Consider the following 12,426-nt stretch of genomic DNA (forward strand, 5'->3'; position numbering starts at 1 on the left):
GGATCAAGATAGTCCGGTAGGGATTCGAAGGTCATCCAGTCGGTGGAGCGCTGCTCTTCGATGGAGGTCGTGTTGATGTCCACCGTGCGGATGTCGCGCAGGCCGCAACGCTTGAGCCAGCGTTCAAGCGTCGGGATCGATGGGATGAACCAGACGTTGCGCATTTTGGCGTAGCGGCCGTGCGGGATCAGCGAGTAGCCCTCCGGACCATCGGCCACCAATGTTTCGATCACCAGTTCGCCGCCGGGTTTCAGGAACGATTTGAGCTGTTCGATGTGTTCGATGGGCGATTTGCGGTGATACAGGACGCCCATGGAAAAGACGGTGTCGAATGCGCCGGGCGTTTCCGGCACGTCTTCGATGCCCAGCGGCAGCACCCAGGCGCGCGGATTGTGAATGAAATTTTTCATGGCGAAAAACTGGCAGATGAAGAGGGGGGAGGGATCGACGCCGATCACCAGTTCCGCCCCTTCGCCGACCATGCGCCAGCAGTGGTAGCCGTTGCCGCACCCGACATCGAGGATCGTTCGGCCCTCCAGCGGTTGGAGGTGCGGGCGCACGCGGTCCCACTTCCAGTCGGAGCGCCATTCGGTGTCGATATGCACGCCGTGGATGTTGTACGGCCCTTTGCGCCACGGATGGAGCCGTTGCAGGGCTTCTGCCAGTCCCGGGCACGTTTCGCCCTCGACGCGAATCTCCGATTTGAGTTCAACGGCGTGGCACTCCGGCGTTGGGAGCTGTTCGAGCACCGCTTCCCAATCCGGCAACTTGCCGTGCCGCTCGTAGCGCAACCCATTGGCCATCCGTTCCGGCAGCAACCCGATCCAGGCCGCGAGGTCCGATCCGATCAATCGTTCATAAAATGGGGTGTAGTCGATTTTCATTTGAAGACGGGGAATTTAAACGCAAAGGCGCAAAGTGCACGAAGATTCGCAGCGGAAAACGTTGCGAACCTCTGCGACCTTCGTTTCTTGGCGCTGGGTTTATTTAACGGCGAGCATGGACATGAAGTTGAAGCACTGGAACCAGACATCGACCGACGTAAAGCCCGCTTCGAGCAGGCGCGTACGGTGGGTTGGAATGCTTTCGGGAACCAATACGTTTTCAAGCGCGGAGCGTTTCTGGCTGATTTCGAGGTCGGTATAGCCGTTCGCCCGTTTGAAGTCGTGGTGGATGTCGTAGAGCAGGCGGTCCAGATGGGCGTCCTCGAAAACCACCTTTTCCGAAAGGATCAGCACCCCGCCCGGGCGCATGCCGTCGCAGATCCGCTTCAGTAGCCCCGCGCGTTCCTCCGGCGGGACGAACTGGAGCGTGAAGTTGAGCACAACCACCGATGCGTCGACGATATCCGTCGTAAGTATATCGCCTTCAACGACACGCACACTTGCGCAAGTGTGGGCGCGCGCCAGCGCCTTGCGGCAGCGCGCGACCATCGCCGCCGAGTTGTCGACCGCAACGATCGCGCAGTGGTCGGCCTTGAGGCCGCGCGCCATCGAGAGGGTTGCCGCTCCGAGCGAGCAGCCGAGGTCGTAGAGGTTGCTGCCGGGTTGGGCATAGTGCTCGGTCAGGGTTTCAATCATGGTGATGATCGATCGGTAGCCCGGCACCGAGCGCTCGATCATGTCGGTGAAAACGTCCGCCACCCGCGCGTCGAAACGGAAGTCGGCGATCGAGGACATCGACTCGTTATAGATGTGGTCTTTGTTCATAGGCGCGGAACCTAGCACATCCCCGGAGAAAATCGCCAGCACTTGGATGCAATCTTGCTAGAGAACGTGGGTTCAGTTGGGTTGCCTCCGATCGCGAGGGGGCAACGTGAAAGGTTTTTTGGACTTGGAGACGGGAATGCGTAGACCGGTTTTGTGTTGGATGATTGCAGGGGTACTTTGCGGCGTGGGCGCGAAGGCGCGGGCCATCGCGGTTTCCGATTATGCGGTGGCGGAAGAAGCGCCGAGCAATACAACCTTCGGGGCGGGGTTCGATTGGTCGTTCGTTTACAGTTATCGCGATGCCACGGCCGTGGCGGTGGATCATTACTGGATACTGACGGCCGCCCACGTGGCCGACGACGTAACGAGCCACGTGAAAAGCAATCTCACCGTCAACGGGGAGACCTACTATCAGCAGGAGGTCGTATTCCATCCCACCGCCGGGGCGTGGAACGAGTCCGGCGGCTGGATCCATCCGGCCAGTACGCAAACCGTTGTGTCGGTTGCGGCTACGGCGAGCAATTGCTTCTACCGGATCCGGGTCGAATTGGACTGACCTCATATTTTCCGAAAATTAAAATGGGCATTTGAAATTTTTCTTTGCAATAATCTCCGCATTTGATGGTTCTACTGATTTGCCCGGAGATTCGATGAAAAAGAGATTGCTGATAACGGTCCTCGCAACGGCGGGGGTTTCACTTGCGCAAACGAATGCGCTCCTGACCTGGGAGCAGTGCCTTGCGCAAACCAAGGCCTATAACCCCGCCCTCGTTTCGGCGCGTGCCGCGGTTCGCGAGTTGGAATACGGAGTGGCTTCGGCCACGTCCAGTTTCCTGCCGCAAATCAGTGCGAAGGCGTCGATGAGCTATGGCGAGAGCGAGGATAGCACCGGCGACTGGGATGAAAAGAAGAGTTCGAGTGGAAGCCTGTCGCTCAGCCAAGACCTGTTTAGCGGTGGCGGCAACGTGGCCAAGCGCAAACGGGCCCTGGCCCAGTTGGAGATCGGGATCCAGCAATATCGCAAGTCGCTCTCCGATGTCGAATTGCAATTGCGGGTGGCTTATATCGACGTACTCTACGCGCAGGATCTGGTCGCGCTGACCGAAAAGATTGCCAAGCGCCGCGCCGACAACGTGCGCCTGATCCAACTACGCTTCGATGGCGGGCGCGAAAACGCCGGATCGCTGGCGCGCAGCAAGGCGCAGCTCTCCGATGCCCGCTACGAGGTGCGGGAGGCGGAGCGTTCGCTGGCCTATGCCCTGCGCAACCTGGCCGCCGCCATCGGCACGATGGAGCCGCCGCCCGGCGCGAAAGGCGATTTGCAGGCGGCGGCCCCGGGCGAAGTCGGGGATTTGAAACCGCTGATGGAGCAGACCCCGAGCTATTTGATCGCCGCCACGCAGGTCGAAGCCGCGAAACTCGGCCTGAAAGTGACGCGTAGCGCCCGCTTCCCTTCGCTTTCGTTCAGTGCATCGACCGGGCTGAGCAGCGGCGACTACGACACATACAGGGGATCTTGGAGCGCTGGACTCAGCACCAGTGTTCCGCTCTACACGGGTAACCAGCTGCAAAGCGACATCGCCGCCGCCAAGGAAGGGTTGATCCAAAACGAGATGGATTTGATGGACGAGGGCAACTCGCTCATGGCCTCGCTGACGCAAAGCTGGAACAACTATGTGAACGCCGTCGAAAGCGAAACCGTCCAGAAAGAGCTGTTGGATGCCGAACAACTGCGTGCGGAAATTTCCACCGCAAAATACAAACAAGGCCTGTTGGACTACGAAGATTGGGACACCATCGAAAACACCGTCATTAACCAAGGAAAAAGCTATTTGCAGGCACGCCGGACCTCAGAAACGCGGCAGGCGAATTGGAAGAATGCATTGGGTATGAGTGTTTGGGCGACGGAGAAGGGTGAATAAAATGAAGAAAGCGATTAAATGGATTGTTGTTTTGGCGGTTATCGGGGTCGGTGCCGGAATCTGGTATAAGAAATCGAAATCCCAAGATGAGGAATCGACCAAGCGCACGTACGATGCCGTGAAGGTGGAAGCGCGGGATATCCGCATCATCGTCGAGTCGACGGGCGAAGTGGAGCCGCGCAACCGGTTGGACGTGAAGCCGCCGATCGCGGGCCGTCTGGAAGAGCTGCTGGTCGACGAAGGCAACAAGGTCACCAAAGGCCAGATTCTCGGATGGATCAGTTCCACCGAACGCGCGACGCTGCTCGATGCCGCCTTGGCAACCAGCAAGGACGAATATGAATATTGGGCCAACCTGTATAAACCTTCGCCGCTCATCTCCCCGTTGGATGGAACCATCATTGCCCGCAACTTCGAGCCGGGACAGTCGATCGGCTCGAGCGATGCCGTCGTCGTGATTGCCGACGACCTGATTGTCGTGGCCAACCTCGACGAAACGGATATCGGCCAGATCGAAAGCGGACAAGCGGTCAACGTGGCGCTGGAAGCCTATCCCGACCGCGAGTTCGAATGCACGGTGGAAAAGATCGCCTACGATGCGACCACCGTCAGCAGTGTAACCATGTATGAAGTCGATGTCCGTCCGAACCGCCTGCCGCGTTTTGCCCGAAGCGGCATGACCGCCAACATCGAATTTATCGTAGAAGAGAAAAAGGGCATCCTTACGTTGCCGGCCTCTGCCGTGCAGCAGAAAAGCGGCGGCACGAAAGGCGGCGGAGAGCGTCCGGACATGTCGGCCATGTCGGAAGACGAACGCAAGGCCTACATGATCGAGCGGATGAAGGAACGCGGCCTATCCGATGCCGAAATCCAGGAGCGCCTTGCTTCCCGGGGCGGACAGGGGGGAGGCCGTCCGGGCGGTGGACAGAACGGTGGGCCGGGCGGACAGCCCGGCGGGTCGTCCGATGCGCGCCGTTCCGGCGGCTCTTCGATCGAGTACTATGTGCTGGTTGCTTCGACCGATCCGGAAAACCCCGAAAAGAAAAGCATCAAGGTGGGCGTAACCGACGGATCGTACACGGAGGTCGTCGAAGGGCTCGAAGAGGGCGATGAAGTCTTGATTCCGCGCATCAGCCTCGGCGCGAAAAAGTCCAGCGGCAACAGTCTGTTCTCCCCGACCATGGGCGGCGGAGGTCGCCGGTAATGATCAGGGTCGAAAATATCCGCAAGACCTACCAGATGGGCGAGGTGGAAGTCCGCGCGCTGGACGGGGTCTCCCTTACCGTCGAACAGGGTGAATATGTCGCCATTGTCGGCGCATCCGGTTCCGGCAAATCCACGCTCATGCATATCCTGGGCCTGCTCGATGTCCCCGACGCCGGGGTCTTCGAGATCAACAACACCGACGTCACGAAATTTTCCGAAAACCAACTGGCGGAATTCCGAAACCGCATCATGGGGTTCGTTTTCCAGCAGTTCAACCTGCTCAAACGAACCAGTGCGCTCGAAAACGTCGGCCTCCCGCTGATCTACGCGAGAAATGGCAAGAAAAGCGATGTGCCCGATAAAATGCTCGACCTCGTCGGGCTGCAGGACCGCAAGAGCCACCATACCAACGAGCTCTCCGGCGGCCAGCAGCAACGCGTGGCGATTGCCCGCGCGCTGGTGAACAACCCGCAAATCATCTTTGCCGACGAACCCACCGGCAACCTCGATTCGAAAAGCGCGAAGGAAATCATGCAGGTGATGAGCGAACTGCATGCGCGCGGACTGACCATTATCCTGGTGACGCACGACGCCAATGTGGCCAACCACGCCCAGCGCATCATCGAAATCAAAGACGGCAAAATCGTTTCCGATGCGCCGAATCCGACGGCGCCGGCGGTCCCGAAGATGGGGGTGGTCGAGGAGCCGGACGTGCGTGGTTCCGGTTTCGGCCTGCAGTCGCTCTTCGAAGGGTTGACCCTGGTGAAGCAGTCGATCCGCTCGCTGAACGCGAACAAGGTGCGCACCGCGCTCTCGGCGCTCGGCATCATGATCGGCGTGGCGGCGGTGATTGCGACGGTTGCGGTCGGCAACGGCGCGAAGGCGGCCGTTGAGGAGCAGATGAGCCAGCTCGGTTCAAACCTGTTGATGCTCATGCCGCAGCGGCGTTCGCGCGGCGGGGTCCGGCAGGCCCAAGGGTCGGTTTCGCGCCTCTCGCTGGCGGATGCCGAAGCGATTCGCACCGAAGTGGACAATGTCGTCAAAGTCAGTTCGACGGTGGACGGCAACGCCCAGCTCAAGGCCGGGAACCTGAACTGGAGTTGCCGGATTTCCGGCGTCGATCCGGACTACGAAAGCATGCGCTCGTACCAGCCGCAGCTCGGTCGTTTCTTTACCGATGAGGAGGTCAACTCCCGCGCGATGGTCTGTGTCCTCGGCGTTACCCCGGTGCGCGAACTGTTCGACGGCGCGAATCCGGTCGGCCAGCAGGTGAAAATCAACCGCCGGAGCTTTACGGTGATTGGCGTGCTTCCGGAAAAAGGCAGTGCGGGTTTCCGCGATTATGACGATACGGCCTTTGTGCCGAGTTCGACCGCCATGCGGCGCCTGTTCGGCAAGGACTATGTCGACCGCATCGAGATCCAAATCGACAAACCCCACCAGATGGAACGCGCCCAGACCGATATTCTTACCTTGCTGGAAATGCGGCACCGCACGGCCTCCGGGACGTTCGAAATCCGCAACTTGGCCGAGATCCAGGATGCGGTGTCCGAGACCAGCAACGTGATGTCGCTGCTGCTTTCGAGCATTGCATCGATTGCGCTGGTGGTCGGCGGCATCGGCATCATGAACATCATGCTGGTTTCGGTTACGGAACGTACCCGCGAGATCGGCCTGCGCAAAGCGCTGGGCGCGCGCGGCAGCGATATCATGTCGCAGTTCCTCATCGAAGCGCTGATCATCAGCTTCTTCGGCGGTTGCCTCGGCATCGCGCTGGGAGCGGGCGTCGGCTATGCCGCGCAGCGGTTTGCCGATATGACCGTGCTCTTTACGCACGAATCCATCTACATGGCCTTCGGCTTCTCCGCGCTGATTGGCATCCTGTTCGGCATCTGGCCCGCCCGCAAGGCGGCGCTTCTCAACCCGATCGATGCCTTGCGATACGAGTAGTTCCGATTACGGGCACCGGACAGGTGCCCTAATCGCGGGTACTCCGACCCCATAGGACCTCCGCGTTCATCAGGCACATTCCCAAATCTAGAATAAGAGGCGGCCTGTAGGCCATGTGCCCCACATGGCGCTCGGTAGAACGGGGAGTGCCCCGCGATGCGTCCGCGTGCCCGGTCGGGGACCGGAGCCTACACGTGGGCTACGCAGGCTGGCCTTACCAAGGCGCGCACGGCATCCGCTAAAAAGCGCTCAAAAGAGCGCCTTTCGTCGTGTCGGCCTCATGCCTCTGGATAGCCGCAGACCGCAACGCGGAGGCCGCGCGACGCCGTAGCAAGGAGCGAAACGACTGGCAACGTCGTCCCTCCTACTCGACTATCCCTTTATTGTTGGGCAAGTTTTTTTTATCCACCCTCAGTTGCATTTTCTAATTTAACTCGATTGATAACTATTGTTTCACTTTTAGGAGTTTGTGGAGGGTGGGTATATGGGAATTCAATATTTTCAGATGCAGACCAAAAAGAAATGGCATCTTTTTCTGCTTGTCTCCAATCTTGATCTGCTGGGATTTTTTCCCACACAAAAACGATGGGTTTAAGGTTGTGATCTAATAATTCTCTAATCCATTTATAAACTGGTCTTTGGTCATTTTCTTCTGCATGTTCGATATGTTCTGCTAGTCGCCATTCTCTTCGCTTGTGTGTCTTCCCGATGTACCGCAAAGAATTGTCTCTCGGATCAAGTAAACCATAAATTAAAAAACGACCAACTCTTGGCATAATCTATTGCTTAATATTTTGTGTGCCCAACGATAAGGGGTTTATCCATCCTGCTTCACCCCAACATCCTCTCTGTCGAAGCAGGCACCGCAAAGTCCCATCTTTTTGTTGGACTGGGCCTCTCGCGGCGCACCGACTGATCTATGGGCATAGTATGGAGCGCGAGCCCCCGGTGCCATGCTTTTGTTTATATTTCTTCCGAGGACTTGCGCGAGCTCGTCCTCGGAGAAAAGGATGCGGACCGGATGGGCGGAGGATTGGCGACGGTAGATCGGCGAATTTTCCGGGAAGGGCGCTTCCATTGCGCTGAAAGCGCAATACAACTTAGCCTTGGGCATCGCCCAAGGACGGGGGCGATAAAAATACCCTCTTGTCCTGAAGGGACAACACAAGATGCGAAATGTATCGCCCCTTCAAGGGCGGGCAGGATGTGCCGAAACACATAGAGAAGTGGAGGCAGAAATGTTTTTTGACCGCAAAGGCGCCAAGAAACAAAGACCTTCCTGCCCCCGTCCGCACCGATATTTCTGCCACCAATTTTTTACCCATAAAACCGCCCGCACCGGATTTAAACCACTCGCCGAAACGTATAGAGAAGTGGAGGCCGAAAAATGAACGGCAGAAATATTTTTCTGTGGGTCGGAGTATTAAATGATTCTGCCTATATCCGCTGCTATGCGCTTGCTGTCGATTTTAAGCCGGAGGACCGATTGCTATGATGAAAGACAGGATCATGGTATGACAGGACTATGTTTTTGATTGCTACGCCAAGAAACACCGTCCAGAACTACGGTCTGGCGACGGGGCAGGACGATCGGCCGCCGGGGCTGCCCGGGAGCGGTTCCAAGAACCTTTCGCGCGGCTCTTCTATTGCATTAAACAGCCTAACGATTCGGATGGATCTCAGGAAAAGCTTCATCACATACAGGGGATGCAGCTCCTTTGTAATTAGTTAACAGAAGGGCGCAACTATTCGCGAAAAATCGGCTTTGCTGTCTTTGCGATCTTTAGCGAAGCGGGTGTTGAATTGAGTCCTTGTTTGCGCGAACGGTTGCCCGGTGCGACCGATTAAGAAATACGAAGCACTAGTTCACGAAGCCGCTGCGGTGGATTTCCAGGCAGAGGTTTTGCAACAGGCGGTCGGTGCAGGCTTCGAGGGCATCGTCGGACGAGTTGAAGGGAGCGAGCGGGGCCAGGAAGAGCGATTGGCGGTGCTTGACGCCGTCTTTGAGCGTCAGCTTGGTTTCCTCCCCGGTGCGGGCGTCCTTGAGGACCGCCATCAGACGGAAGCTGTCGGTGGCGGTGTAGGGGACGAGAAAGAGCGTAAGCGCGCAGAGGGTCTGTTTTTTCAGGTCGGTTTGCTTGTCGTTGATGATGGCGACGTAGAGGCGCAGGTCGGTCGTGTCGAGATCGCCGGAAGCGAAGGAAAACAGGCCGCTTTCGGTCAGGTGTTCAAGGCAGCGCTGTTTGAGGAAGGCTTGGTTTTGTATGTCGTTCCGGGGCCAAGCGGTGTCGTTGAGCTTTCCGCTGTAGGCGAGATCGACATAGACGGTCTTCTTCATCGCGACGGCCGGGTATTCCTCGACGGGGTCAAGCCATCCTGTGTTGAAGGAGCTGGCACAGCCCGAAAGGGCCGCGACGACAAGCATGGCTGAAATGCGGCAAATCCAATGTTTCATGTTGATTCTCCAGTTGAGTGCGGATTCTGTAGGCAATTCTCCAGCCAGTCCAGCATATAGCCCAGGACCTCGCGCTTTTCCGGCTCATTGTGTAGCTCGTGGAATCCGCCTTTCCAGAGGTTGAGCGTGCAGTTTGCACCCGCGCGTCCGGCGAAGATCTTCGATGCTTCCGGGGAGGTGATGCGATCGGCATCCCCATGCATCAGCAGGAGGGGGCAGGCCAATTGGGCGGCATGTTCGATGTTCCATTCGCCGGCGCGGATCATGCCCACGGCCATGGCCGGGGAGATGCGGTCGTGCGTCAGCGGATCGTTGCGGTAGGTGCGGACCACGTTGATGTCGCGCGCGAGCGCCTTGTCGTCGAGCCCGCTGGGGATTCCGCCTTGGATGCCCAGCGCGTTAAGCAGTTTCAGCAAGCCGGACTTCCATCCGGGCGGGTTGCGGGCCAACCGCAGCAACGGGGAGGTGGCAATGAGTGCGTCCAGTTTGGACCGCCGTTGCAGGGCGTAGCGGATTGCGATGGAACCACCCAGGCTATGTCCGTAAAGGATGCGCGGACGCTCCGGATAAAGCTCCCCGGCTTTTTCCAGCAGGCCCGATACATCCGCCATGAGTAGATCGAAGTTGCGGGCATGGCCGCGCGGGCCGCCCGAGCAACCGTGGCCGCGCAGGTCGAGCGCGACGACGGCATAACCCCGGGCGTTGAAGGCTGCGGCGACGTGGTCGTAGCGGGCGCAATGCTCGCCCAGTCCGTGCACGAGGCCGACGACCGCGTTCGCCGGAGCGGCGGGCCATTCGCGGCCCCGCAATGCAAGACCGTCGACGGCCGTGATTTCGAAACTTCCGCTCACCGGTGCTTCAATGGCGCCCTGAAGGTTCCCGGGGCCGTCGACGGGGTCGAGATCCGCGGGTTAAAATTTCGACAGTTGCTTTTCGAGTTCTGAAATTTCGGCCTGCATCGCGTTGTATTTTGCCACGGTTTCATCGTTGCGCTCAGGTTTTGTGTCCAGCCAGTTTTTGATTTCGGTCGTGGCCGTTTCCAGCTGGCTTTTGAGCTCCTTGAACTTTTTCTGTTCTGCATCGCTGAGGTTGCCGACGCGGAACATCAGCATATCCTCTTTCAGCCCCGCAACCTCTTCGGTCAGGGTTTCGACGTTCTCGTTCGCTTCGATCACGGCCTTTTTCCCTGCTTCCAGCTCGTCTTTTTTCGCGGTGAGGTCGCCGGCGAGCTTGCGGAAGGCGGCCTGTTTTTCCGGGCTGAGGGTTTTGCAATACTTCTCCATCTCGGCCGCACGGAAGCGGAACAGGGTTGCCATTTCGTCCTGGAAGCTTTCGGGCGTTTTGTTGCGGCCAGACCGCAGGCGTCCCAGTTCGGTTTGTCCGTCGCTTTCGAGTACGATGAAGGTCGGGAAGCCGCGTATGTCGAACGCTTCTTTGAGCGCCGCGTTACGCTGGGTGTATTTTTCGGGAACCAGGCTTTTGTCGGTCGGGAAATCGATGAGGACCATCATGAGGTTATCCTTCGCATAGGCCGCCCATTCCGGTTTTGAGAAGACGTTTTCCTCCATGATCTTGCACCAGCTGCACCAGTCCGTGCCGGAAAAATCCAGCAGGATCGGTAAATCCTTTTCCGCGGCCACTTTCTTGGCGGCGTCGAAATCCATCGTCCATTTGCCCGGCGTTGCGCCGTCGATGTCGGATTCGACGGCCTCCCCGTAGGTTCCGGTCATAGCTCCCGACAGCAACAGTGCCGCTCCAGCGATCAATCTTACGGTTTTCATGCAATATCTCCTGTGTGGTTAATAACGATTGCCGAAGCGTTCCAAGCCGGCAGATATCCTAAGCTAGCGTTTCACGACGTTTCTTGGCCATTGTTTCCTGCCGGTTTTTCCTTTGCGGGTATCGCCGATTCGCCGTCTTCCGTCTGCGCGTCCGTTGTTCCCGCATAGGGCACCGTGCTGCATGCCGCCGCGAGAAGGATGGCCAGCACCAATCCCGTTGCTCCGATTTGCAGGGCCGGTTTCATTTCCCTTACTCCGGTTTCGCCCGCCGAAAGCGTGAGGGCTCAGGGTTGAACAGCTCCTTGTTGCCGATGTTCTTCAGGAACGCCTGGTGGAGTTCCTCCGTCGTCTTGAACTCGTCGGAAACCACCTTGGCGTTGAGCGTGCGGACTTCGAGACTCCCGTTGGCGATGGTGTAGGACGCGACGTGATACCGCTCTTTTTCGTCTTTGCCCACCGGGCCCTCGGCCGTTCCGATCGCTTCGAGCTGCACGCAGGCCACGCTTCCGATTTTGATCGGATAACCGCGGTAGTAGATGCCTTCGTCGTTGGCGGGGTGGTGGATCATGTATTCGGTGTCCGAATACCGCAGCACCATCAGGTTTTCGTCGGTCGCCGCCGCGACGCCCGTTGCGGAGACCGGCACCCAGACCCCAAGGAGTTCCGCATCGACCGGGATCGTATGATCCTTTACCAACGGCGCCTCGTATTCGCATCCCGCCAGCAACATGGCCGTTGCGGCCAGCGCCATGAACATCGTTTTATTCATTCCATTGTCTCCTGTTGTTCTCGTTTTATAGATGGTCGGATACCGTTAGAGCGTGTTGCCTGCCGACGCGGCTACCAATCCTGCATATGGCCGAAATCGCGCGACAGGTTGCGCATCTCTTTTTCATTGGTTTCGAGCAGGTTGGTGAAGACCTCCTTGATCCGCTTCGAATGGGCGCGTTTGACCACCTCGCGGTAGAGTTCCGAAAGGCGCTGGTCGAGCCGCAGCACTTCGCGCAGTACATCTTCCGCATCCATGTCGGCCGTGATCTCGGCGGGGGTGAGATAGTGCTCGACCTTGATGTCGGGCGGGAACTGCAACCAGGTGTCGGTCACATCGTGCGAAACATGTTTTTCATAGTCTTCCAGCGCCTCTTCGTGGCGCTTTTCGGCCTCGCCGAGATAGTTCAGCAGGATCTTCGCCCACGCCTTGTCGCTGCCCGCACTTCGCGCGGCGAAGTATTCGCTCAGCTGGGCGTGGAAGTCCCGCGCTTGGTCGATGATGTCCATCACTCGTTCCTGACTCATTGCATGCCTCCTGTCTGCGTTCGCTTTGTTCCGTTCCTTCGAATGCTGTTCCTGTGCCTTTCGTCGAGCTCAACCTTAGTGCACGGGCGCGAATGGAACAACCCGCC

The 12,426-nt window shown here is 58.2% G+C and carries 13 protein-coding genes; 4 read left to right on the forward strand and 9 right to left on the reverse strand.

The features are described from left to right. Together cmoB and cmoA are read right to left on the reverse strand one after the other, a co-directional pair. Window positions 1–884, reverse strand: an 884-nt coding sequence (gene cmoB / locus ABYO54_RS06910) for a tRNA 5-methoxyuridine(34)/uridine 5-oxyacetic acid(34) synthase CmoB (protein ID WP_372807513.1), incomplete at its 3' end; no start/stop codon positions are given. A gap of 99 nt (window positions 885–983) precedes the next feature. Next, window positions 984–1,709 (reverse strand): carboxy-S-adenosyl-L-methionine synthase CmoA, encoded by a 726-nt coding sequence (gene cmoA, locus ABYO54_RS06915; protein WP_372807514.1) that lies wholly within the window; start codon window positions 1,707–1,709, stop codon window positions 984–986. Between the two features lie 160 nt (window positions 1,710–1,869). Between cmoA and ABYO54_RS06920 the strand changes: the two genes are divergently transcribed. The 4 genes from ABYO54_RS06920 (at window position 1,870) to ABYO54_RS06935 (ending at window position 6,787) form a co-directional block, all read left to right on the forward strand. After that, entirely contained in the window at window positions 1,870–2,265 is a 396-nt protein-coding gene (locus tag ABYO54_RS06920; protein WP_372807515.1) for a trypsin-like serine protease, read from the forward strand. A gap of 94 nt (window positions 2,266–2,359) precedes the next feature. Further along, window positions 2,360–3,631, forward strand: coding sequence for a TolC family protein (locus tag ABYO54_RS06925; RefSeq protein ID WP_372807516.1), 1,272 nt, complete (start codon window positions 2,360–2,362; stop codon window positions 3,629–3,631). Between the two features lies 1 nt (window position 3,632). Beyond that, a complete protein-coding gene (locus ABYO54_RS06930) occupies window positions 3,633–4,835 on the forward strand; it encodes an efflux RND transporter periplasmic adaptor subunit (RefSeq protein ID WP_372807517.1) in 1,203 nt (400 codons plus the stop codon). Beyond that, the gene (locus ABYO54_RS06935; RefSeq protein ID WP_372807518.1) at window positions 4,835–6,787 is read left to right on the forward strand and encodes an ABC transporter permease; all 1,953 of its coding nucleotides are present in this window, start codon (window positions 4,835–4,837) and stop codon (window positions 6,785–6,787) included. The genes ABYO54_RS06930 and ABYO54_RS06935 overlap by 1 nt, the downstream gene beginning before the upstream one ends. 401 nt (window positions 6,788–7,188) lie before the next feature. Here ABYO54_RS06935 and ABYO54_RS06940 read toward each other — a convergent pair whose 3' ends face one another. The 7 genes from ABYO54_RS06940 to ABYO54_RS06970 form a co-directional block, all read right to left on the reverse strand. Then, window positions 7,189–7,563: a hypothetical protein gene (locus tag ABYO54_RS06940; protein WP_372807519.1), complete on the reverse strand. Its 375-nt coding sequence runs from the start codon at window positions 7,561–7,563 to the stop codon at window positions 7,189–7,191. Between the two features lie 1,085 nt (window positions 7,564–8,648). Next, window positions 8,649–9,242, reverse strand: coding sequence for a hypothetical protein (locus ABYO54_RS06945; protein ID WP_372807520.1), 594 nt, complete (start codon window positions 9,240–9,242; stop codon window positions 8,649–8,651). After that, entirely contained in the window at window positions 9,239–10,093 is an 855-nt protein-coding gene (locus ABYO54_RS06950; RefSeq protein ID WP_372807521.1) for a lysophospholipase, read from the reverse strand. The genes ABYO54_RS06945 and ABYO54_RS06950 overlap by 4 nt, the downstream gene beginning before the upstream one ends. A 60-nt stretch (window positions 10,094–10,153) precedes the next feature. After that, entirely contained in the window at window positions 10,154–11,023 is an 870-nt protein-coding gene (locus ABYO54_RS06955) for a thioredoxin family protein (RefSeq protein ID WP_372807522.1), read from the reverse strand. A 71-nt stretch (window positions 11,024–11,094) separates the two neighbouring features. After that, window positions 11,095–11,268 (reverse strand): hypothetical protein, encoded by a 174-nt coding sequence (locus ABYO54_RS06960; RefSeq protein WP_372807523.1) that lies wholly within the window; start codon window positions 11,266–11,268, stop codon window positions 11,095–11,097. Between the two features lie 5 nt (window positions 11,269–11,273). Then, the gene (locus ABYO54_RS06965; protein WP_372807524.1) at window positions 11,274–11,792 is read right to left on the reverse strand and encodes a hypothetical protein; all 519 of its coding nucleotides are present in this window, start codon (window positions 11,790–11,792) and stop codon (window positions 11,274–11,276) included. A 71-nt stretch (window positions 11,793–11,863) separates the two neighbouring features. Further along, window positions 11,864–12,319, reverse strand: coding sequence for a hypothetical protein (locus ABYO54_RS06970; protein ID WP_372807525.1), 456 nt, complete (start codon window positions 12,317–12,319; stop codon window positions 11,864–11,866). Window positions 12,320–12,426 lie beyond the last annotated feature (107 nt).

The organism is Pontiella sp. (assembly GCF_041622395.1).
In the GTDB taxonomy this organism is placed as follows: Bacteria; Verrucomicrobiota; Kiritimatiellia; order Kiritimatiellales; family Pontiellaceae; genus Pontiella.